We start from the raw sequence: 22,312 nt of genomic DNA, 5'->3' as shown, positions 1-22,312 counted from the left end.
TTGTAAAAAATATTGAATTTTATTGCTCAAACAGCGTAATCTGAAGCTCGGATTACGACTGTGATGATGTGTAGCATTTGCGCTAATGTCGTCACTGATCACTATTTCTTGTCGATGAACGATAAACCACACCTATGCGAACTATTAAGAGGTCATCATGAGCACACCGAAGAAACGCAGCGAATGGGAAAGTCTTGCTGCCAGCCTGTCTATTAATGGGAAGGCGTTTATCAATGGCGAATACCAAGATGCCGTTTCGGGTAACACCTTTGATTGTATTAGCCCTATCGATGGCCGCTTGCTAGTAAAAGTGGCGAGTTGCGATCTTGCGGATGCCAATCTTGCGGTTGCCAATGGCCGCAGCGTATTTGAGTCTGGTGTTTGGTCACAGCAGTCTCCGGTAAAGCGCAAACAAGTGATGATACGTTTCGCCGAATTACTCGAAGAAAATGCCAATGAACTCGCATTGTTAGAAACCCTCGACATGGGTAAACCTATTCGTTTCTCTAAAGCGGTGGATGTGGCGGGTGCCGCCCGTGCGATTCGCTGGTCTGGCGAAGCGATTGATAAAATTTACGATGAACTCGCACCAACCGCTCACAATGAAATAGGCATGATCACCCGCGAACCTGTCGGTGTTGTCGCTGCAATTGTGCCTTGGAACTTCCCAATGCTGATGGCATGTTGGAAGCTCGGGCCTGCACTTGCCACTGGTAACAGTGTGGTGTTAAAACCCTCAGAAAAGTCACCCTTAACGGCTATCCGTATGGCGCAACTCGCCATTGAAGCTGGGATCCCACAAGGCGTACTAAACGTGTTGCCAGGATTTGGTCATACCGTAGGTAAAGCCTTAGCCCTACATATGGATGTGGATACGCTGGTGTTCACAGGTTCGACAAAAATTGCTAAGCAATTAATGATTTACGCTGGCGAGTCGAACATGAAACGCGTGTGGTTAGAGGCCGGAGGCAAGAGCCCCAATATCGTCTTTAATGACGCGCCAGATCTGAAAGCCGCTGCTGTTGCTGCCGCCGAAGCCATTGCCTTTAACCAAGGTGAAGTTTGCACCGCAGGTTCACGTTTGCTGGTGGAATCTGGGGTGAAAGATGAGCTTATCGCGCTTATTGCAGAGGAGCTAGCCTCATGGCATCCGGGTCATCCACTCGACCCTGCCACTGTGAGCGGCGCCGTTGTCGATAAACAACAGTTAGACACAGTACTCAGTTACATCAAAGCGGGTAAAGATGAAGGTGCGACCTTAGTCCACGGTGGCAGCCAAGTCATGGCCGATACGGGCGGTGTATATGTGCAGCCAACGGTATTCTCTAACGTAAACAACCAGATGAAGATTGCCAGCGAAGAGATCTTTGGCCCAGTGCTCTCTGTCATTGAATTTAATGGCATGGAAGAAGCGATATCAATCGCCAACGATACCATCTACGGTTTAGCCGCTGGCGTGTGGACATCGAATATTAGTAAGGCCCATAAAACCGCCAAAGCCCTGCGCGCTGGCATGGTATGGATCAACCATTACGATGGTGGCGATATGACAGCGCCGTTCGGTGGCTATAAACAGTCAGGTAATGGCCGAGATAAATCTCTGCATTCCTTCGACAAATACACAGAACTGAAAGCGACTTGGATCGTGTTATAAGCGTTCTGTTTTTATAACCGTTCTTTTTGTCTATATAAGAGAAGGAGCCGCTTTCGCTCAATACTAAAACCTCTTTTCATATTACATGGAAAGAGGTTTTTTATTTTTAGGGCGTCTTTACCCCAAGCAAGCTCATTGAATCGTCAGTTGTGCTGCATGAATTGTCATTGTTTCCCCTGTGACTCGCCATAAACTCGTCCCTTAGGGCTCGACGACGGCGGCCATGTCGCTAACGGTCACTGTTACAACAATGCCAATCCTAACCAACCCTCTCGCTGCCGTTCTGCGAAAAAGCTATTGCCCCAAAGCAAGATAACTTTGTTGTCAGTTTGCAGCATGAATTGTCATTGTTTCCCTTGTGACTCGCCATAAACTCGTCCCTGAGGGCTCGACGACGGCATCCATGCCGCCAACGGTCACAGTTGCAACAATGCCAATCTTAACTAACACTTCTGCTGTTCGTTTAGCTAAAAAAATATTGCCCCAAAACGATTCAGAGCAAATACTCATTCACATATTGTTAATGCGGTTTTTCCTTATCAAAAGTTATCAGAAAGAGCGCGTGTTCTTCCTACTAAATGCAAATAGTAACTTTATTTCCTAGTAAGCGACTTGAAGCGTTGCAAAGCCCTAAATTATAAGCTAAGTTACTGATTTTATAATTTTATTACGAGTTTCTGTCAGAGAGCACGAATTGAAGACGCCCTCATGCGGTCAAATAAGCATTTTATTTATTCGAGGTTAATATGGAATCAATATTAAGTGATTCTTTTTTAAACATGGTTAAAATCTATAAAAGCATGTTGCAGATTTTTTATCCTGCACGAGATGGAACTGGCTTTACGGAGAGTAATCAGGTCCATATCTATGTAAATTCATTAATCGAATCACTGGACGACTCTTCCGCGGTATTTTGGCTCGAATTTCCATGGGAAAATAAAAAGCACCATATAGATGCGTTTGTATACTCTCCAAGGTATAAATCGGTATTTTATATAGAAGCTAAGAGACTTTCGATCAGTAAGAAAAAAGGTCAAATCATTAATGATATTACTCGAATCGTGAAGGCTGATAGAAGCTTCTTAAAAGAATACTCTATTGAAAATTTCGAGAATGAATATGTGATTGCATTAGCTGATGTATGGCTTGAAACTAAGTGGAAGAAGTCTATACCTGAATGGTGGTGCGGCTTTGATAGAGTACCTGAGCAATTGTTTGGATGGGAAGCTAAGCAGAGCGATAACCTTGTTAAACCTTCATCAGTTTTAGATAATGAACTCACAGTCACAAACTGGTCTACTGCATGTAAACATGCCTATTGGCTCGGAGAAGTTTGTGGCAAAGTACCCAATTACTGTGTGTTAATGGCGAGCCAAAAAATTTAACGAATATGGATAAGTATCCAAGGGCGCACTTGCCCCTTTATCAGTCACAGGCAATGAGCACCAAGAATAGGTAAGAAGCCAGTTGTCCTACTTTTGCTAATAGATAAATGACAGTTACTGGCTACTTTAGATATGACCACAATGTCCATGTTCACTTTGCCATGCTCGTTTATTCAGTACCACTCTGGTAGAGTGCTTATAAATCAATAGCTTTAATTTAGTAAGGTTTAAATAATAGGTTTATTAAATGTGCATTCGTGTTTTGTCAAATATACGTGCATGCATACTATAGAAACGTTATATTTCAATTCATATCAAGGTGTAAATAAAATGGACAGAAAAGAAATTACGGATGTATTCACTCCACGACGTGGGGAAGTTAACCCCGATATGTATGTACATCGACCTAAATTAGAAAAACAATTGCTTCGATCTTTCAACAGGTTTTGTCATACGCTTGTTTATGGAGAGAGTGGCAATGGAAAATCTTGGCTTTTCAAAAAGGTTCTAGAAGAAAACAAAATACCTTACGTCATTGCAAATGGTGGGAATTCATCAAGGTTGAAGTCAATTACGGCTGAGTTATATAGTTGCTTAATTGCCCCAGGTACTATAAAGAAACTAGGGTTTACAGAAGAAAAAACGGCTGAATTAAATGCAGTAGTAGCAAAAGGAACGTTAAAACATAATGGGCAATATGAAATATCACAAGAAGAACCATTGCTCACCGCGTTCAGAGTTCTAGGTGAGTCAGCAAAAGGAAAACGCTCAATAATCGTTATTGATAACTTAGAGTTTATTTTTAGCTCTAAAGATTTAATGGAGGAATTAGCGAATATTTTAATTTTACTTGATGACCAACGATACGCGCAGTATGAAGTAAATTTTCTACTTGTTGGTACTCCATTAAACGTTATGAAGTATTTTAGAGAAACAAAGAACATAGAGTCTGTATCAAATAGATTGGATGAAGTATCGAAAATTTCTAGTTTAGATTCGGATCAAACTATGGAATTAATAAGGCGTGGTTTTAAGCAATTATCTGTGGAAATCGAAGGCCGAGAGTTAATGTATTTAGCCAGTCACATTTGGAGTGTAACTCTAGGTATAGCACAGCGAGTACAAGAGTTTTGCGAGTTTTTAGCATATGAGGTTGAAGATAATAGCTGGGTGTATGACAAAGAGCTTATTAAGCAAGCTAGTTATAATTGGCTATTGAATGGACTTCAGCATAGTTATCAGGCTATTGAGTCCCATTTTAATAGTAAAGGCACAACCGTCGCCCGTAAAAATCAGGTGATATATTGCCTTTCTCAATTAAAAATACATCAATTTGATACTAATCAGATTGATGCCGCGATACGCAAGAATTTCCCTGACACTATACCCAAAACAAACATGGGAATTTATCGAATTTTAATAGAATTAACCAAAGGGCCAACTCCTTTGCTTTGTTCTAACAGCGCTATTAACAAATTCTCAGTTGTAGATCCCAAGTATATAATGTGTGCTCGAGTAATTTTACAAATCTGTCCCGTTAAAAAGAATGTACTAAGAAAAAACTTTTTGGTCTAGCATTCTTCTATTTTAAATATAATCGGGTAGCCGGAGGTGTCTTGCCTCCAGCCCCACACTATCCTGCATGCGGCTCCGCATAGGGCGGTTCACTTAGAACGCCTAACCTAAACTCTCTGGTTAGCTATTTATTACACTAATGAACTCCGATCCATCCATCTCTTAGTGAACATATTCCGCTTTCTTAAAATAATCATTACTAATGATAATGTGAAATATAAATTTTAGAGCTTAAGCACTAACGAGTTTTTGTCCCAAAGTGAGCCAGTGAATCACTCTACACCAGTCTGGTTCACAAGATAATATATGCAATTAGACTCTAAAGCCGAAGCTAAGTTCAGCGTACCACTTCACATCCAAGCGGTCGCTTGGATGTGAGCGTTATGCACTATAGACCTAAGTCGTTTTTTAGCTTTTTGTGATGGCCATTCAAAATAGTTTCTAATTCCAAATCACTGCGATTGAAGTGCATGGTATGTTGAAAGCAGTCACCTTGTGGTGAGTATGGTGAGGCTGATTTGTTATGGACTATATGAACATCTGAAATAACCCCGTTTGGATCAATCCACTCAACGTAAGCATCTGCATATGAATTAATAGGATTTCCACAGGTATCACAGGTGATCGGTAAAGCTATACTTTTCATAATTTTTCTTTAATATTACGGATTGTCCGTCGTATGTATGGGCAATATATTTTTTTTCAATAGGTAGCACATATCAGTTTATTGAAAAGCCGTTCAATAAGCTGTTTGTAGTGGCATGCTGAATTTGGTTACTTGATAAGAAATGGTATGATCTCATTTACTGCCAATATCAGCCCAAAAATGAGCCCGTGAATAACTCTAAGACAGACTGATTCACGCGAGCTTTAAAACAGACCCATTTCGCCCCGTATCTTCCTTCCAACGGGGCTTTTTTTTGCCTTAAAGTGAATCAAATCTTTAGAGAATTGATTCATCGGTTTTTAGCTCATTCAACTTAGCTGCTTTTGCAATGGTAGAACGACTGCATTTAAGCAGACTCTGCACTTGTGACCAGCTTTTCCCTTCATCGAGTAGTAACCGAATATTTTGCCTTAATCCATGGTCAGGCTGACGTCCAAGGTATTTGCCTAAGGTTTTGGCCTTTTCGATGCCTTGCGCTTGTCGTTTTCTTCTTGTCTCGTAATCATCTCTGGCCATTGCCGCGGCTAAATCAATCATGAACTCAGTCAGTACCTTTGCGATCATGGCATGTTCTTCTGTGCCACTTAAGATCCCATGTGTCATTGGCTGGTCAACGACCACAATATGAATATTGGCTTTTACCAATTTACTTTTTAGGACCTTCCATTGCTCGAAGGGGAGGCGAGACAATCTATCGACTTTTTCTATGAGTAAAACATCACCAGGGTGAGAGTCCATGATTAAGCGCCCAAGTTCAGGCCGTTCAATTTTCGCCCCTGATTGCGTCTCAGTATAAAAACTGGCTATGCGAACATTTTTACTTTCTGAAAACTGAACCAACTCATTTCTGGCTCGATTGGCATCTTGTTCATCTGTTGATGCGCGTAGGTAGGCCCGAATAAACATTTTGCCTCATTTGGTGTTTTTAGGATGTGGTTTACGATGCTAGTGCGAGTAGGGTTTTAAATCAATATATAGCGAACCAATTGGCAATGTGATGTGGTTAGTTTGCTTGGGGTATACCCAAATTGAATCGATCTTATTATCATATTGGACCAATGCAGACTTAGTTAGGGGTGGCGTATTAAGTTTGCATGATTTGGCTAGGTAAGTGTTAGACCGATCATCCTAAGCAATTTCTGCCCAAAGCTTGTTACTGTGCCTACTAATAAAAGTGTAAACCTCGTTCCTATTGATCAAATTTTATTTATGATTCAAAGTGTCCATAATTACTGGAGCGGTTCACTTTCTACCATGATAGTAGTGGCGAGCGAGAAGCCATTCAAGAGCTGCAAAAATTTGCTAAACTCAATCGTTGAACACTAAGGAATAAATTGCATGGGACGCAGAAATTCTACATTCGAAAGGTTATTCGAACAGCTCTTTGAATTCACTGGATACTTTTGGCAGATTGGCGCCGTCGTCACGATATTATTGGCTTTCTGTTCATACAAGGCTGCTATGTGGGCACATAGTTTAAACTCGCTGCCATCCACACACATTACGGCTGTATTTGAACATTTCTCTTGGCTCTTTTACTTGCCATCTATAATGCTAGGCGTAATTACAATTCTGTTTTTTATTAAAACGCTCGATGCGTACCAACGTAATAATGAAATATAACAATCAGCTAAAGAGGTACTGTCAATGTGTGGTGTGTTCAGTACTTTTGGTCAGCGGTGGTTAAAAGATCTATTGAATCACTCTCGGTAAGTCTAGTTCATGTGCATAAAGCTTCCATTCAGCATAGTGCTCTTTTGCCCCAATACGTGTTTCAATCAAAATCACGTTATTTCAAAGAATTAACATTTTACCTAGTTTTTATTAGCCGTGTAATGTGGCTACTAGTAAAGGAATTTCATCTAATGGTGAGTATAGGTGTTTAACGAAGCCCAAAAAGAAGCAGTTATGCAAGCGTATGACTTTGCTTGTAAAGTTGCCAAAAAGCACCACAACGGATTCGCAAAAAATGCTTCAAATGAAGAAATGGAGATATTAAAAACACTTCGTTCAGAACATTCGCCAGATGCTCTCAAAAAACGTGCCTTCGATTTAGCAGTTGAATATCACTGCTGGAAGTCACCATCATCTAAGGATGGCCTCATCACAAACCTAACAAACATAGAAACTGAACTAAAAGGTTTAATTACTAAGTTTGATACATTGAAAAGAACTGCCCCTGACACATTTGATAATATAGCTTATCAAATGTATTCCCCTTACTTACGAGGTGGTGAGCTTAAAGCGCAAGAATTTACATATTATGATCCTCAGACCGAGTTAAAACATCTAGTTATGAGTATTAGGCTAGCTAAGAGCACTACACATGCTAAAGCAAAGAGCGCAAAAAAAAGAGGTACTTATTGGCACCGTATCGAACAACTATGGTTACAAATTACAAACCAACGCACTCAGCCTGCTCAAAATAGTGATTTTATTGAATTCTCTGAGATGATTTTCAACTCTGGTACAAGTTCCGAAGGCGTTATAGAAAGCGCGGAAGCGTTGAGTAAAGACTACAGGCGGTATCTGAATAAAAAACATTCAACTTAATTGTTACCAAGTCGCTTGGACAAAAACGAATAAATATCTGTTTTTATGTCCAGAACAATAACCACATACTGCATAAAATGACTCTACAAATAACGATGTGGAGAGAATTATTATGCTTATAGAGATTCGAACAAAAACCTTTTATATTAAGTTTTCTTGGCGGGCGCTCAGCATGGTTGTCATTGTAGCCTTATGTGTGTATTTTAATTTGCCATTGCCTTGGCAAAATGGCGAGATCTGAGTTTTCATTACTCTGATGGACACCTTAAGTTGCGATTACTTAGTCTTTGCCATACATCTAATTTAGTAAAACCTGTAACTTGCTTTTGTCCAAAAGCGTGCTGCGTAAGACCTTTAAATCTACAGGTTACGCTAAAGCCAAAACGGTGAGCCATGGTGATTGGCGAGACGACCGTCCGCCCCATGGCCGCTCTTTGGCGTCCATGCCATCGCGGCATTTGTGAATCCTTTCACATCAGATGGGGCGGTCGAGCATCCAGGGAGGGACTTGCTGCGTGTCGGTGAGTGAACATCATGGCTTGCCCATTAGTAGGGGCCAGCATTTAAGTTACCAAACAAGTTATTTAGTCGTACTAGGCCTCTATTTTTAACGCTATTCTGTCTGTTTTTAAGTCAGTATGTCCGCAACCTTTTGACTTCAAACAGAGAGCATTCACCTGTAAATACGTGATTTTAGCGTGCAACTGCTGTAGCCTCGTGGAAATTTATTGTTTCTGGTTCTGATCTTTTAGGATGCAAGCTTCGAGCTTTGCCATCTAAGGTTGTTCGTTATTTTCCCCGTGACTTTTGCTGAGCCTATTGCTCGTCAGCAAAGCGTTCACTCATTAGAGAGGGTGTTATGTGAATGCACTTCAAAACCTAATTAGGCCGTTCAATTTCGTCAAACTATCGGTACTGGCATTGTTAAGTTTTTTGGCTGGCTGTTCTTCAATGCAGACGGGTGAAAATGGTAACTGGGTGGGATTCACTGAAGCTGGTCAGGCTTCCTTTTATGGGGATAAACATCAAAATAAGCAGACGGCTAGTGGTGAACTTTACAAACATAAATTAAAGACGGCGGCGCATAAAAAGTTACCCTTTGGCTCGAACGTTAAGGTCACCAATGTCGATAACGGCAAAAGTGTGATTGTGAAAATCAATGATAGAGGGCCTTTCGTGCGTGGCCGCATTATTGATCTGTCTAAATCGGCGTTCAGCAGCATAGGCAATACTTCTTCTGGCTTGATTGACGTGAAAATAGAAGTGATTAAGTAGCGGCTATATTGAAAAGGATTATTTCGAAAGGGCTTTCTCGAAAAGCTATCTTGAAACACTGTTTCGCTGCAATCTAATGATGGAGTGTATGAAACCGAGTCGACGCTTTTAAATAAAATCCCAAAGCAGACAATTTGTTAAGCCGATATTTGGGCTTTACGGCATTTGGTGAGAGACTAGCGGCAGACTTGGATAACAGTAAAAGGACCCGCTATGGAATACCCACTAGTAAGTACGCAGTGGCTCGAAGCACACCTCACCGATCCCCATTTAGTCTTGCTCGATGCCAGTATGGAAACCGTTATTGGTAAAGAGCCCCTAGTTTACGATGAGCCTATTTGCATTCCGCGCTCACGTCGATTCGACTTGGAAAATGTGTTTTGCGATAAGACTTCAACTCAAATCCATGCCTTGCCGACGTTTGAACAATTCAGCCAAGGGATAGCGCAACTTGGGATTGAGGCCGACAGTGTTATCGTTATCTATGATAACCAAGGCATTTATTCATCTCCACGGGCGTGGTGGACCTTTAAAGTCATGGGTTTTAATCGAGTCTATGTACTCGATGGTGGCTTGCCTCAGTGGATTGAAGAAGACCGCATCACCTCATCGCGTTATCAAGCCGAAGGCGTCGATTACGGCCCGACGGATATCGATACATTAGCTGATGTGCTGCAATACCACCCCGAGCGGGTGATGGATGCCGAGGCCGTGTTATCACGTATCGAAGATGCCGAAACCGCGATTGTCGATGCCCGTGGTGCGCCACGCTTTTTAGGCCAAGTGAGTGAGCCGCGCCCCGGTGTGCGCTCAGGACATATTCCTCGCTCGGTTAACTTACCCTTCGCTCAAGTGCTTGATGGCAATAAAATCAAAAAGACCAGTGAGTTACAGGCTATTTATCAAGGGCTAGCAGCGGACAAGTCCGCACGGATATTTAGCTGTGGCTCTGGGATTACGGCGTGTATTTTGATCTTGGCTTCGGTTGCGGCAGGGCATACACATCCCATCCTCTATGATGGCTCGTGGGCGGATTGGGGCAGTCGTACCGATCTGCCAATTGAGTGCTAATTGTGCCGTGCATTGATTGAGTCAGTACAGTTTTGAGCATTATGTCATTGCGGTGTCATAACCGCTGCGTTGTTTGGCTAGATCACCAAGGAGGATCCCTTGATAGGCAGATTGATTGATAAGTTGGTTTTTGGGTTGATTCTTGTGATTGCCTTGCAGTTGCCGCAACTGGCTGATCATTATCAGCAATTTCTCGCTGGACTCTATGCATCGACCCAATGGCAGGTAGAAGGTTACGAGGCAACGGCTAAGGAATATCATTATGCCGATGCTGAGGCCATGATTGCTCGTCACCAGCAAAATGAAGAGCCTAGCGTGCGTGCCGACGCCGAGCAAAAGGTACAGACAATCGAGCTTTATAAAGAGTTAACACAAGGCTTGGCGATGTTTAACACGGGCAATTTGTTTGAGAAAACTGCCTACATGTTTAATCCCGTTCGCTTTGATTATCTTGAGAAAACCGTCAGTAACTTTAAGCCAGGAATACCTTTAACCACCAGTGGGATTGGCTTTGGGGTTGTGGTGGCGTTAGTCGTGCATTATCTCGGTTCTATCCCTTTTATCCTGTGGGGAAGGCGTAGAAAGCGGCAGAGATTAGCGAGAGCAAATTAGCTTTTAAAAGTCGTTATGGTTCTCAGACCGAGGTTATCTCTTAGGCGAGGCTTAGCGTTGTTGCAGCCCTAATTGTAAAGAATGACTTGCAGTTGAATGACTCGTATCTAAATAGCGAGTGGTTAAATGGCTCGCGCATATGACAATGATGCCCATCTGATTGTTTATCCGATGGGCATCATGCTTTATGGCTTAAAACCAGCCCTTAAAATCTGTTCTTAAAAAGTGCTTAAAATAAGCCTTTAAAACAAGTCTTTAAATCTGTGATACAGCATGCCAGCCGCGAGCATAGGTGAGCGGAATGTCGGGCCGCCGGGGAAGGTCATGTGTTTGATTTTTGCGAACACATCGAAATGTCCCGCTTGTTGGCAAATGGCCTCGGCCAGTAGTTTTGCCGCCATGTGAGTGGCATTCACGCCATGTCCTGCATAGGCTTGGGCGTAGAAAATATTATTGGCATCGGGCAGGCGACCAATTTGTGGCATACGGTTAGCCCCAATGCCTATCATGCCGCCCCATTCATAATCGATGCGCACGCCTTTTAACTGTGGAAACACCTTCTCCAGATTCGGTCTTAGTGCTGCTTCAATATCTCTGGGATCTTTACCCGAATAAGTGCAAAGGCCGCCAAACAGCAGTCGACGATCTGCGGATAAGTGAAAGTAATCTAAGGCAATTCGCATATCGGCGAAGGCCATATTCTGCGGGATAATGCTCGCGCATTGGGCCTCAGTTAAGGGCTCTGTCGCCAATAAATAACTGCCAGCGGGCAACACTTTCCCCCCAACAAAACTGTTAAGTTTGTGGCCAATATAGGCATTGCCAGCCAGTACTAAGTATTGGCAAGTGACTTCGCCCTTGGCGGTCATGACCTTAGGTTTAGCGCCTTGAATGATTTTTTCGGCGGCGCTGTATTCAAACAACTGCGCGCCCAGATTACGGGCGATGCGTGCCTCACCCAGAGCAAGATTCAGCGGGTGTAAATGGCCACTGCCCATATCAACCAGCGCACCTTGATAAAAATCTGAGCCTATGACTTCACCTAATTGTCCCTTAGTTAACAGCTTGATTTCTTGCTGATAACCCATGGCCTTGAGTGCGCTAAATTCTTCTTCAAGCTCATCCATGTGACGAGGTTTAACTGCTAAGTCGCAGTAACCCATTTGCAGATCGCAGTCGATACTGTGTTCTTGTATGCGATTTCGCACAATTTCGACGGCTTCAAAGCCCATCTGTTGAATTGCTTGAACACCTTCAGTGCCGATTTCACTGTGAAATTGCGAGGGGTCATGGCCTATGCCACGAATGAGTTCGCCGCCGTTTCGGCCCGATGCGCCCCAGCCAATGCGCTTGGCTTCTAATAGGACGACACTCATGCCTCGCTGTGCGAGTTCTATGGCGGTATTGATACCGCTAAAGCCGCCGCCCACTATGCAGACATCGGCACTGATATTGCCTTCGAGTTGTGGGTGCGCATAAATTTCTTTAGCAGTATCAACATAATAAGAGTGTGGGTACTGTTCGCTGTGCACTGGAGGTTTGCTTGCCATTATGGCTCCAAAAAATTGTTTTTATTGTAAATTGGACTTGTCTCAGTATACTCATCACACTTTTAACATGACGCAAAAAAGTGTTCGTTTTATTTAACACGCTTTTTATGTAGAATACAATGAAAGCAGTAAAACACGCGCTTTTTGGGCGAAAATGCGTTCAGGATGGTGTTTATCCTGAACAACCTGTTCGTCATCTATCGGGGTTGACCCGAGCCTTCAGGGGGATGTGAAATTTGGATATTGGAGCCAGCCTCAAAACTGTTCGAAAAATGAAAGGCTTATCTCAACGAGAATTGGCCAAACGTGCTGGTGTGACTAACAGTACGATTTCAATGATCGAGAAAAACAGTGTTAGCCCGTCAGTCAGCTCTCTAAAAAAAGTGCTGTCGGGTATCCCTATGTCTTTAGTGGATTTTTTCTCCATTGAAGCCTCTGCGGATAGTGAGCAAAAGGTCGTCTATCGATCCAATGAATTACTGGATATCGGCACTGGCCCACTTGAATTTAAACTGATCGGCCGTGATTATCCGAATCGCGCTATGTCAGTAATGAGTGAGATTTATCCGCCCGGTTCAGATACGGGTGAAGAAATGCTGAAGCACGAAGGTGAAGAGGCTGCCATGGTGATCGAAGGTAAATTCGAACTCACTGTGGGTGATGAAGTGTATATTTTGGAAGCGGGTGACAGTTACTACTTTAACAGTGAAGTGCCCCATAGATTCCGCAATCCCTTTGATGAACCTTGCCGACTGGTGAGTGCGACTACGCCTGCGAACTTCTAGTTAAGTCATCAACTTACCCTATTATTCAACATATTAGGCCACTTCTTCGCTAGAAGTGAGTGGCCTAATACTGTTATTCAATACAACTGCGGATTTATACCAATCACATTAAATATCTAATCAGTTCAGAGCCTCACAGGCATTTCAATCCAAGGCGCATTGACGCAGAAATGGTCATTCCCTTTTAAGTCAATGCAACACTGGAGTGGGATGCCTGTGAGGCTCCCGAAGGGCGGGTTTCAACGCACTTTATACTGCGTTTAAGGCTTTCGACAGAGCACCACTATGCCTTCAAGCCTTCGCCTTGTCTAAAGCGCGTTGAACTCCCGCTGAATGAACAGATATTTAATACGATTGGTATTACCTCCTTTCTAATCCTGTCATATTTGTTATATATCCTCTTCTTTGTGTAAATAATATTGGTTCAAATTTAGCGCGAATACGGTTTAATTTACGCTGCTAAAAGCGAGAATTTTGCCAGCTGAAGCACTGTTTTATTCACATGAAATAACATTGAATAACCACAATATAGGTTTAACTACATGTTATTTATGCTTATTAAACACAAGTGGATTAAATAACCTTTAACAAGTGCTTAACCTCTTGCCTAGTGTGAAATTTCGGTGTACTGTGTGAAAAAATGAACATTTAAAGACAAAGTGTTCGTTATGCTAGTAAAACAAATTCTAAAGGTGAGATATGTCAGCCGATTTGCCCCTCATAGGTGTTATTGCTTGTAATCAACAACTGGGTTCACATCCCTTTAATATTGTTGGTGAAAAATACCTTTTAGGTGTCGTGAATGGCGCGAAAGGCTGGCCGCTAGTGATCCCATCGTTAGGCGGCGATTTACCGATAGACGCGATTTTAGAACGTCTTGACGGTATTTTGTTTACTGGCTCTCCTTCTAATGTAGAACCCCATCTTTATGCAGGCCAACCGAGCGAGCTTGGTACACACCATGATCCTAAACGTGATGCGACGACTTTGCCGCTGATCCACGCTGCTATCGCTGCTGGGGTACCTGTATTAGGTATTTGTCGCGGTTTTCAAGAAATGAATGTGGCCTTTGGTGGCAGTTTGCACCAGAAGTTATATGAGGTGGGTGGCTTTATTGAACATAGAGAAGATAAAACCGCATCCTTAGATGTGCAATATGGGGCTTCTCACAGTATTACTGTTGAGCCCGGGGGGCTTATTTACGAGGCCTGGGGCCGTAACTCTGCAGAGGTCAACTCTGTGCATACTCAAGGCGTGGAGCGTCTGGGTGTTGGGTTGCGGCCAGAAGCTTATGCTCCAGATGGGTTAGTGGAGGCTTTCTCCGTAATAGGTACTAAAGAATTTGCCCTCGGTGTGCAATGGCATCCAGAGTGGAAGGTGAGCGAAAATCCGTTTTACCTCTCCCTTTTCAATGCCTTCGGTGATGCATGCCGACGTAGGGCTACAACTCGAGTGAAATAATAATGAATAAGCTAATCGCTTTTTTAAAAGAACGAAAAATCACAGAAGTCGAATGTGTTATCAGTGACATGACTGGCATCGCCCGCGGCAAGATTGCACCAGTCGATAAGTTTCTCGATGAAAAAGGCATGCGTTTGCCCGAAAGCGTGCTGTTACAAACCGTCACCGGCGATTTTGTGAATGAAGATGTTTACTACAGCTTGCTCGATGCAGCCGACATCGATTTTGTCTGTGTTCCCGATGAAAACGCTGTCTTTATGTTGCCTTGGACCATCGAAGCCACGGCGCAGGTGATCCACGATTGCTACGACAGAATGGGTAATCCGATTGAGCTGTCACCACGTAACGTACTGAAAAAAGTCTTGTCTCTCTATGACGAACAGGGCTGGGAACCGGTTATCGCTCCTGAAATGGAGTTCTATTTGACCCGTCGTAGTGACGACCATGATTTACCCCTAAAGCCACCTATTGGCCGTTCAGGTCGCCCCGAAGCGGGTCGCCAGTCTTTCTCTATCGATGCTGCCAACGAATACGATCCTATGTTTGAAGACATGTATGATTGGTGTGAGCTTCAAGGTTTAGATATCGATACCTTAATCCATGAAGATGGCCCAGCTCAGATGGAGATTAACTTCAGCCACGGCAATCCATTGTCCCTTGCTGATCAAGTGTTTATCTTTAAACGCACCTTGCGCGAAGCGGCACTGAAGCACGATGTTTGCGCTACCTTTATGGCTAAACCTGTGACTGACGAACCTGGTAGTGCAATGCACATTCACCAGAGTGTGATCAATAAAGAGACGGGCAAAAATATTTTCACCAATGAAGATGGCACTAAGAGCCAGTTATTCTTGGGATATATTGCCGGTCTGCAAAAATTCATCCCTGAGTTGCTGCCGCTGATGGCGCCCAATGCAAACTCTTTCCGTCGTTTCCTACCCGGTACTTCGGCGCCAGTGAACTTAGAGTGGGGCGATGAAAACCGCACCTGTGGATTACGTATTCCCGAGTCTTCGCCACAAAACCGTCGTATCGAAAACCGGATTCCCGGTGCCGATGCAAACTGTTATTTGGCCATTGCCGCGAGCTTATTGTGTGGTTATATCGGTATGGTTGAGGAGCTAAAACCTTCTACGCCAGTGCAAGGTAAAGCCAACGAAAGCCGCAGCAACAACACCCATTGTTTACCGCTTACCTTAGAAGAAGCCTTAGCGGCGATGGAAGAAAGTGATGCCTGTAAGGAGTATTTAGGTGAAGCCTTCACCACAGGTTTTGTGGCGGTGAAACAGGCTGAACTTGAAAACTTCCGCCGTGTGGTCAGTTCATGGGAACGTGAATTCCTATTGCTCACTGTGTAATGTTTTTGGATTAAGTGCACTAGCTGTGTTACCGCGTTAACCCAAGGAAAACTGAGGTTAACGTCGGTCATCCCAAGACTGAGCTTTGCACTGTTTTAGTGATATTGCACCCAACCGGTGCAACTCACTTGTTAAATAATCTGATGGTTTTTAATGGCTTGTTGATTAAAGTGATTATTCAATTCAGATGTGTGTCCGCAAGAAAAGTGAAATAGGCCTAACTGTTTTAAGTCGCTCGTTTGCTAGAGTCGCTAACTAATTGTTAGTCATATTTAAAATGTGTTTTATCTTAGTGGTTTTTGCGATTGCTTAGGGACTTGAGGCATTTGCCTTAATGTTGCAATATGTATAAGCAGTGTCATATCTAGTCTAATTTTTTGAGTGTTAATGCAATACTGATGCCTCGAAAATTTGGCACGAAACCTGATACTTAACAAATTGCAGCAAGATATAAAGCTGGCATGGATCCCGTGCCGTAGAGACTGCCGATGCGGTTTGTAAGGTGTAGCATTGGTCGAAAATAACAACAATATCCGGATAGCCCGGTGACACAATGTCAGAATTTGCTTAAGCAATTCTGCTACCCGAGAAAGGAGAAAGCATGAAGCTATTTAATAAGATGACCACTCTAGCTCTGGTCACTGCGAGCGTATTAGCGAGCGCAGCGGCCCAAGCGGAAGAAGTGGTTCGCGTGTATAACTGGTCAGATTATATCGCGGAAGATACCTTAGAAAACTTCAAGAAAGAAACGGGCATTCGGGTAATTTACGATGTGTTCGATAGTAACGAAGTGCTTGAGGCTAAATTACTGTCTGGTCGTAGTGGCTACGATATCGTTGTCCCTTCTAACCATTTTCTCGCTAAGCAAATCAAAGCGGGTGCTTTCAAACCTTTAGACCGCGCTAAGCTACCTAACTTCAAAAATTTAAATCCTGCTCTGATGAAGCTACTTGAGAAAGCCGATCCGGGTAACCAGTATGCCGTGCCTTATTTATGGGGAACCAATGGTATTGGTTACAACATAGATAAAGTGAAAGCGGCTGTGGGTGAAGATGCGCCATTTAACTCAATGGAACTGATCTTCAATCCTAAATATGCTGAAAAAATCTCTAAGTGTGGTTTTGCTATGCTGGACTCTGCCGACGATATGGTGCCTCAAGCACTGATTTATTTAGGTTTAGATCCCAACAGTTCCAACCCAAGCGATTATGAAAAAGCCGGTGAGTTACTGGAAAAAATCCGTCCTTACGTGACCTATTTCCACTCATCCCGCTACATTTCTGACTTAGCAAACGGTGATATTTGTGTGGCCTTTGGTTTCTCTGGTGACGTATTCCAAGCTAAAGCACGTGCTGAAGAGGTGGGTAATGGCAATAAGATTGGTTACTCGATTCCAAAAGAAGGCGCTAACCTGTGGTTTGATATGTTAGCTATCCCTGCGGATTCAACTAACGCAGATAATGCACTGACGCTGATTAACTATTTCCTCCGTCCAGAAGTCATAGCGCCTATCTCTAACTATGTGGCCTATGCTAACCCGAACGATCCTGCACAACCTCTGGTTGATGAGGCTATCCGCACCGATCCCGCGATTTATCCACCACAAGAAGTGTTAGATAAACTTTATATTGGTGAAATCCGTCCTTTGAAAATCCAACGCGTATTAACCCGTGTTTGGACCAAAGTGAAGTCAGGACAATAGTCGATAAGGGGCAAGCCTAGCTTGCCCCTAGCTTGCCCCTAGCTTGGCAGACTTGCTATGTCCAATCCTATGCATAGTTCATCCACGTATAGGATTTGACACAGTTTGGTTAACCTCTTTTCATTCATTAATCGTGTTGAACCCAGAGTTTGAGCGTATTGACGCATCATTTTCGGGTGGAGAAGTACTATGGCAATCACCTCGGGCGTCACCAATAAACCGACAACAAAGACGCAAGAAAAAGTACTGCTCAGAATTGAGCGGGTAAGCAAGTTATTCGATGACGTACGGGCTGTCGACGACGTGTCATTAACCATCAATAAAGGCGAAATCTTTGCTTTACTCGGCGGCTCTGGCTCGGGTAAGTCGACGTTATTGCGTATGTTAGCGGGATTTGAAAAGCCCACCTCTGGCCGTATTTTCCTCGATGGCGAAGACATCACAGATTTACCCCCATACGAACGTCCGATCAATATGATGTTCCAATCCTATGCTCTGTTTCCCCACATGACAGTGGCGCAAAACATTGCCTTTGGTTTGAAGCAAGACAAGTTACCTAAGGCCGAAATTGAGCAGCGCGTACAAGATATGCTCAAGCTAGTACACATGGAGCAATACGGTAAACGTAAGCCGCATCAGTTATCCGGTGGTCAACGTCAGCGTGTAGCCTTGGCTCGTTCACTGGCAAAAAGGCCGAAATTATTACTGCTCGATGAGCCTATGGGCGCATTGGACAAAAAACTGCGTACTCAGATGCAACTCGAAGTGGTTGAAATTCTTGAGCGTGTTGGTGTGACCTGCGTGATGGTGACCCACGATCAAGAAGAAGCCATGACAATGGCGGGACGCATTTCCATTATGAGCGACGGTTGGATTGCCCAAACAGGCTCGCCCATGGACATTTACGAAAGCCCGAACAGCCGCATGATTGCCGAGTTTATCGGCACTGTTAACTTGTTTGGTGGCGCGATTGAAGTGGATGAAGTCGACCATTTGATCATTAAACCTAATGAGTTGGCTCAATCTTTTTATGTCGGTTACGGTGTGTCGACCAACGTAGAAGACAAGAATGTGTGGCTCGCTGTGCGTCCCGAAAAGACCATCATTAGCCGTGAACAGCCTGAAGGTCAGTACAACTGGGCGAAAGGAATCGTACACGATATCGCGTATTTAGGTGGTATTTCAGTGTATTACATTCGTTTAGAGAATGGTCAAATCGTACAGTGCAGTATGACTAACCGTGAACGCCGCGCCGATCATGCCACATGGGATGACGAAGTGTTCATCAGTTGGGAGGACACCAGTGGCGTGGTGTTAAGATCATGAAGATACCGACTAAATTAAAGTGGCTCAAAGGCCGCATTTGGACCATAGGCATACCCTATGCTTGGCTGTTATTGTTCTTCGCCTTGCCATTTGCGATTGTCCTTAAACTGAGTTTTTCGACGGCGGCGATTGCGATCCCACCCTATGAGGCCACGTTCCAATATGCCGATGATGTGTTAAATATCTTCCTGCATTTTGGTAACTATTTGATGTTGCTCGATGATTCGCTGTATTACATGGCGTATCTCAGCTCATTGAAAATGGCGTTAATTTCGACCATCGGCTGTTTGATTATTGGCTATCCAATGGCCTATGCCATTGCCCGTGCCCCAGCGCGTTTGCAAACTGTATTGCTGCTGTTAGTCATGTTGCCTTCTTGGACCTCATTTTTAATCCGGGTTTACGCTTGGATGGGGATCTTAAGTAACACAGGGATCATCAACCATTCGCTGATGTGGCTGGGAATCATCTCTGAGCCGTTACAAATCCTCAATACCAATATTGCCGTGTATATCGGCATCATCTATGCGTATTTACCTTTTATGATTTTGCCCTTGTACGCCACCTTAGTGAAACTCGATATGAGTTTGATTGAAGCCGCGTCTGACTTAGGCTCAAGCCGTTTAAATACCTTCTGGAAAATCACTTTTCCGCTGTCAAAAAGCGGTGTGATTGCCGGTTCTATGTTGGTGTTTATTCCTGCCGTGGGTGAGTTTGTGATCCCTGAGCTACTCGGTGGTCCAGATTCCTTAATGATAGGTCGAGTCTTATGGCAAGAATTCTTCAATAACCGCGACTGGCCTGTGGCTTCGTCACTGGCGATTGTAATGCTGGGCTTATTGATTATTCCTATTACCTTATTCCATCGCTATCAGGCGCGTAGTTTGGAGAAAGACCTATGAAAAAGTTAAGTTTTTCTTCAGCGATGTTGTGGTTTGGCTTGTTCTTCCTGTATGCACCTATGTTAGTGCTGGTGATTTACTCCTTTAACGACTCTAAATTAGTGACGGTATGGGGCGGATTTTCACCTAAATGGTATGGCGAGTTATTTCAAGACCAACAGATTTTAGACGCAGTATGGACCAGTTTGCGGATAGCGTTTTATAGCTCAACCATGGCGGTGATTATCGGCACTATGGCGGCCTTTGTGATGACGCGCTTTAAGCGTTCATGGGCGAAGCTGACATTATCGAACATGATCACAGCACCACTGGTTATGCCAGAGGTGATCACGGGTCTGTCTTTGCTACTGCTATTTGTGCACATGGCCGACTTGTTTGGTTGGCCTAAAGAGCGCGGCATGTTGACCGTGTGGATTGCGCATTCGACCTTCTGCGCTGCCTATGTAGCTGTGGTTGTGTCGTCAAGATTGCGCGAGCTGGACATGTCTATCGAAGAAGCGGCAATGGACTTAGGCGCAACCCCGCTTAAGACCTTCTTCCTCATCACAGTGCCTATGATTTCGCCGGCGCTGGTGGCGGGTTGGTTGTTGTCATTCAGTTTGTCCTTAGACGATTTAGTGATCGCAAGCTTTGCCTCGGGCCCAGGTGCAACGACGCTACCTATGGTGGTGTTCTCCTCAGTACGTTTAGGGGTTTCGCCTAAGATCAACGCCTTAGCGACACTGATCATTCTGTGTGTTTCGTTAATCGCCTTCTTGTCTTGGTATATGGCAAGGCGGGCAGAGAAACGCGACCGCACACCGATGAACTAGTTTGCTTAATCTTGGGGTGGCTTTGGTATCGCCAAAGCCACCCTTGTTAATTGTCACCGCTCCCATCATCCGCTTCGCTTTGCAGGCCAGTTCTGCTACTCGACACCATTAGCATGACATCGCTAAGCTTAAGTAGCATGACATCATTGAGCTTAAGATTATTGCGTGTTTGAAATATCAAACAAAATGTAAATTATTGCGCGTATCTGGCTAGTGTTTCGTTTTCTGAAGGTGTAGGATGTGATGGCTGTTTAAAATAATGAACATTAGAATTCAAGGGAACAACATGTCTGCCATAGCTCACGCTGGATCATATTATGCGGCATCGGCCAACGATAAGGTTGAACGTCCGCGCCTACAGGAATCGATTGAAGCCGATGTTTGTGTGATTGGCGCGGGTTATACGGGCCTTTCTGCTGCGCTACATTTATTAGAATCTGGCTTTAGTGTGGTGGTGTTAGAAGCCGCTCGCATTGGCTGGGGCGCCTCGGGCCGTAATGGCGGACAAATCGTCAATAGCTTTAGCCGTGATATTGATACTATTGAAAAAACAGTCGGCAAAGAACAAGGTAAACTCTTTGGCCAAATGGCCTTTGAGGGCGGAAAAATCATCCGCGATCGGATTGCTAAGTACAACATTCAATGCGATCTCAAAGATGGCGGCGTGTTTGCTGCGATGAACGAAAAACAAATGGGTCATCTGCGCCATCAAAAGCAACTGTGGGAAAGCCACGGTCATGTTAATCAGCTCGAACTCCTCGATGCCAAAGGCATTCGCGGTGTGGTAAATACTGAGCGCTATGTCGGTGGTCTACTCGATAAAAGCGGCGGCCATATTCACCCGCTTAACTTAGCTCTTGGCGAAGCGCGCGCGGTCGAATCCCTCGGTGGCAAGATTTATGAAGACTCAGCAGTGCTGAGTGTCGATGAAGGCGATAGCCCAGTTGTGCATACGGCGCAGGGCAGTGTTAAAGCCAAGTTTGTGGTCGTGGCGGGTAATGCTTATTTAGGCAAGTTATTACCAGAACTGCAGGCGAAATCTATGCCCTGCGGCACGCAAGTGATAACCACAGAGCCCTTGAATGACGATCTAGCGGCGAGTTTATTACCGCAGGATTACTGCGTCGAAGACTGTAACTATCTGCTCGATTATTTCCGTCTGTCTGGCGACAAGCGGATGATTTACGGCGGCGGCGTAGTGTATGGCGCCCGCGATCCGGCGGATATCAAATCGATCATTATTCCGAATATGCTCAAAACCTTCCCGCAATTAAAAGATGTGAAGATTGATTATGCGTGGACAGGTAACTTTCTGCTAACGCTATCGCGCCTGCCACAGGTCGGTCGTATCGGTAAGAATATCTATTATTCACAGGGTTGCAGTGGCCATGGTGTCACTTATACCCATCTGGCGGGCAAGTTACTGGCCGAAATGCTCAACGGCCAAGCCACGCGCTTCGATGCCTTTGCTGCATTGCCACATTATCCATTCCCCGGTGGTCACGCACTTCGCGTCCCTTTTAGTGCTATCGGAGCTTGGTATTACACTTTGAGAGACAAATTAGGTATCTAGTCTGTTTCATTTATTTTCATTCGAGGCAAGTGATTGCCTCACTAATGCGAG

The 22,312-nt window shown here is 44.1% G+C and carries 19 protein-coding genes; 16 read left to right on the top strand and 3 right to left on the bottom strand.

Annotation, left to right across the window (positions count from 1 at the left end; translation table 11 throughout):
- Positions 1–157 precede the first annotated feature (157 nt).
- The 3 genes from Q4Q46_RS01835 (at position 158) to Q4Q46_RS01825 (ending at position 4,614) form a co-directional block, all read left to right on the top strand.
- Positions 158–1,654, top strand: a complete 1,497-nt coding sequence (locus Q4Q46_RS01835; protein ID WP_006085008.1) for an aldehyde dehydrogenase — start codon at positions 158–160, stop codon at positions 1,652–1,654.
- A 746-nt stretch (positions 1,655–2,400) separates the two neighbouring features.
- Complete coding sequence (locus tag Q4Q46_RS01830) at positions 2,401–3,039, top strand: hypothetical protein (RefSeq protein WP_311905069.1); 639 nt, start codon at positions 2,401–2,403, stop codon at positions 3,037–3,039.
- 330 nt (positions 3,040–3,369) lie between these two features.
- Positions 3,370–4,614 carry an AAA family ATPase gene (locus tag Q4Q46_RS01825; protein ID WP_311905068.1) on the top strand — a complete coding sequence of 415 codons (1,245 nt, stop codon included), beginning with the start codon at positions 3,370–3,372 and terminating at the stop codon, positions 4,612–4,614.
- A gap of 388 nt (positions 4,615–5,002) precedes the next feature.
- Here the strand turns inward: Q4Q46_RS01825 and Q4Q46_RS01820 are convergent, their stop codons facing one another.
- The gene (locus Q4Q46_RS01820; RefSeq protein WP_063883636.1) at positions 5,003–5,260 is read right to left on the bottom strand and encodes a hypothetical protein; all 258 of its coding nucleotides are present in this window, start codon (positions 5,258–5,260) and stop codon (positions 5,003–5,005) included.
- 297 nt (positions 5,261–5,557) lie between these two features.
- The gene (locus tag Q4Q46_RS01815) at positions 5,558–6,187 is read right to left on the bottom strand and encodes a recombinase family protein (protein WP_063883637.1); all 630 of its coding nucleotides are present in this window, start codon (positions 6,185–6,187) and stop codon (positions 5,558–5,560) included.
- 972 nt (positions 6,188–7,159) lie between these two features.
- On the opposite strand from Q4Q46_RS01815, the gene Q4Q46_RS01810 reads away from it, so the two are divergent.
- From Q4Q46_RS01810 to Q4Q46_RS01795, 4 genes are all read left to right on the top strand, one after another.
- Positions 7,160–7,834, top strand: coding sequence for a hypothetical protein (locus Q4Q46_RS01810; protein WP_311905067.1), 675 nt, complete (start codon positions 7,160–7,162; stop codon positions 7,832–7,834).
- 861 nt (positions 7,835–8,695) lie between these two features.
- Positions 8,696–9,109: a septal ring lytic transglycosylase RlpA family protein gene (locus Q4Q46_RS01805; RefSeq protein WP_311905066.1), complete on the top strand. Its 414-nt coding sequence runs from the start codon at positions 8,696–8,698 to the stop codon at positions 9,107–9,109.
- Positions 9,110–9,322: 213 nt separating this feature from the next.
- On the top strand, positions 9,323–10,180 hold the full coding sequence (locus Q4Q46_RS01800; protein WP_311905065.1) for a sulfurtransferase: 858 nt from the start codon (positions 9,323–9,325) through the stop codon (positions 10,178–10,180).
- Positions 10,181–10,279: 99 nt separating this feature from the next.
- On the top strand, positions 10,280–10,792 hold the full coding sequence (locus Q4Q46_RS01795) for a DUF2937 family protein (protein ID WP_311905064.1): 513 nt from the start codon (positions 10,280–10,282) through the stop codon (positions 10,790–10,792).
- Positions 10,793–11,034: 242 nt separating this feature from the next.
- On the opposite strand, the gene Q4Q46_RS01790 is transcribed toward Q4Q46_RS01795, so the two are convergent.
- Positions 11,035–12,342 carry an NAD(P)/FAD-dependent oxidoreductase gene (locus Q4Q46_RS01790; protein WP_311905063.1) on the bottom strand — a complete coding sequence of 436 codons (1,308 nt, stop codon included), beginning with the start codon at positions 12,340–12,342 and terminating at the stop codon, positions 11,035–11,037.
- Positions 12,343–12,578: 236 nt separating this feature from the next.
- On the opposite strand from Q4Q46_RS01790, the gene Q4Q46_RS01785 reads away from it, so the two are divergent.
- The 9 genes from Q4Q46_RS01785 to Q4Q46_RS01745 all read left to right on the top strand — a co-directional run bounded on the left by Q4Q46_RS01785 (position 12,579) and on the right by Q4Q46_RS01745 (position 22,261).
- A complete protein-coding gene (locus Q4Q46_RS01785) occupies positions 12,579–13,127 on the top strand; it encodes a cupin domain-containing protein (RefSeq protein ID WP_006080693.1) in 549 nt (182 codons plus the stop codon).
- A 200-nt stretch (positions 13,128–13,327) separates the two neighbouring features.
- Complete coding sequence (locus Q4Q46_RS01780; RefSeq protein ID WP_261273659.1) at positions 13,328–13,540, top strand: hypothetical protein; 213 nt, start codon at positions 13,328–13,330, stop codon at positions 13,538–13,540.
- Positions 13,541–13,826: 286 nt separating this feature from the next.
- On the top strand, positions 13,827–14,588 hold the full coding sequence (locus tag Q4Q46_RS01775) for a gamma-glutamyl-gamma-aminobutyrate hydrolase family protein (protein WP_006085017.1): 762 nt from the start codon (positions 13,827–13,829) through the stop codon (positions 14,586–14,588).
- Positions 14,589–14,590: 2 nt separating this feature from the next.
- Positions 14,591–15,946 carry a glutamine synthetase family protein gene (locus Q4Q46_RS01770; protein ID WP_063884501.1) on the top strand — a complete coding sequence of 452 codons (1,356 nt, stop codon included), beginning with the start codon at positions 14,591–14,593 and terminating at the stop codon, positions 15,944–15,946.
- A 601-nt stretch (positions 15,947–16,547) separates the two neighbouring features.
- Positions 16,548–17,648, top strand: coding sequence for a polyamine ABC transporter substrate-binding protein (locus Q4Q46_RS01765; RefSeq protein WP_311891675.1), 1,101 nt, complete (start codon positions 16,548–16,550; stop codon positions 17,646–17,648).
- Positions 17,649–17,837: 189 nt separating this feature from the next.
- Positions 17,838–18,974: a polyamine ABC transporter ATP-binding protein gene (gene potA, locus Q4Q46_RS01760; protein ID WP_006080699.1), complete on the top strand. Its 1,137-nt coding sequence runs from the start codon at positions 17,838–17,840 to the stop codon at positions 18,972–18,974.
- Positions 18,971–19,876, top strand: a complete 906-nt coding sequence (locus Q4Q46_RS01755) for an ABC transporter permease subunit (protein WP_006080701.1) — start codon at positions 18,971–18,973, stop codon at positions 19,874–19,876. The genes potA and Q4Q46_RS01755 overlap by 4 nt, the downstream gene beginning before the upstream one ends.
- Positions 19,873–20,688 (top strand): ABC transporter permease subunit, encoded by an 816-nt coding sequence (locus Q4Q46_RS01750; RefSeq protein WP_006080702.1) that lies wholly within the window; start codon positions 19,873–19,875, stop codon positions 20,686–20,688. The genes Q4Q46_RS01755 and Q4Q46_RS01750 overlap by 4 nt, the downstream gene beginning before the upstream one ends.
- Positions 20,689–20,974: 286 nt before the next feature.
- A complete protein-coding gene (locus tag Q4Q46_RS01745) occupies positions 20,975–22,261 on the top strand; it encodes an NAD(P)/FAD-dependent oxidoreductase (protein ID WP_311905062.1) in 1,287 nt (428 codons plus the stop codon).
- Positions 22,262–22,312: the final 51 nt, after the last annotated feature.

Source organism: Shewanella vaxholmensis, from assembly GCF_031932135.1.
Classification (GTDB): Bacteria; Pseudomonadota; Gammaproteobacteria; order Enterobacterales; family Shewanellaceae; genus Shewanella; species Shewanella hafniensis.
The sequence above is the reverse complement of the archived record's forward strand: the minus strand, read 5'-3'. Positions and strand labels throughout refer to the sequence as shown.

What these genes read in the sequence shown, in the direction of transcription:
- Q4Q46_RS01835 (WP_006085008.1), top strand. Translation starts at nt 158, where the DNA reads ATGAGCACACCGAAGAAACGCAGCGAATGGGAAAGTCTTGCTGCCAGC.
- Q4Q46_RS01830 (WP_311905069.1), top strand. Translation starts at nt 2,401, where the DNA reads ATGGAATCAATATTAAGTGATTCTTTTTTAAACATGGTTAAAATCTAT.
- Q4Q46_RS01825 (WP_311905068.1), top strand. Translation starts at nt 3,370, where the DNA reads ATGGACAGAAAAGAAATTACGGATGTATTCACTCCACGACGTGGGGAA.
- Q4Q46_RS01820 (WP_063883636.1), bottom strand. Translation starts at nt 5,260, where the DNA reads ATGAAAAGTATAGCTTTACCGATCACCTGTGATACCTGTGGAAATCCT.
- Q4Q46_RS01815 (WP_063883637.1), bottom strand. Translation starts at nt 6,187, where the DNA reads ATGTTTATTCGGGCCTACCTACGCGCATCAACAGATGAACAAGATGCC.
- Q4Q46_RS01800 (WP_311905065.1), top strand. Translation starts at nt 9,323, where the DNA reads ATGGAATACCCACTAGTAAGTACGCAGTGGCTCGAAGCACACCTCACC.
- Q4Q46_RS01790 (WP_311905063.1), bottom strand. Translation starts at nt 12,342, where the DNA reads ATGGCAAGCAAACCTCCAGTGCACAGCGAACAGTACCCACACTCTTAT.
- Q4Q46_RS01775 (WP_006085017.1), top strand. Translation starts at nt 13,827, where the DNA reads ATGTCAGCCGATTTGCCCCTCATAGGTGTTATTGCTTGTAATCAACAA.
- Q4Q46_RS01770 (WP_063884501.1), top strand. Translation starts at nt 14,591, where the DNA reads ATGAATAAGCTAATCGCTTTTTTAAAAGAACGAAAAATCACAGAAGTC.
- Q4Q46_RS01765 (WP_311891675.1), top strand. Translation starts at nt 16,548, where the DNA reads ATGAAGCTATTTAATAAGATGACCACTCTAGCTCTGGTCACTGCGAGC.
- potA (WP_006080699.1), top strand. Translation starts at nt 17,838, where the DNA reads ATGGCAATCACCTCGGGCGTCACCAATAAACCGACAACAAAGACGCAA.
- Q4Q46_RS01755 (WP_006080701.1), top strand. Translation starts at nt 18,971, where the DNA reads ATGAAGATACCGACTAAATTAAAGTGGCTCAAAGGCCGCATTTGGACC.
- Q4Q46_RS01750 (WP_006080702.1), top strand. Translation starts at nt 19,873, where the DNA reads ATGAAAAAGTTAAGTTTTTCTTCAGCGATGTTGTGGTTTGGCTTGTTC.
- Q4Q46_RS01745 (WP_311905062.1), top strand. Translation starts at nt 20,975, where the DNA reads ATGTCTGCCATAGCTCACGCTGGATCATATTATGCGGCATCGGCCAAC.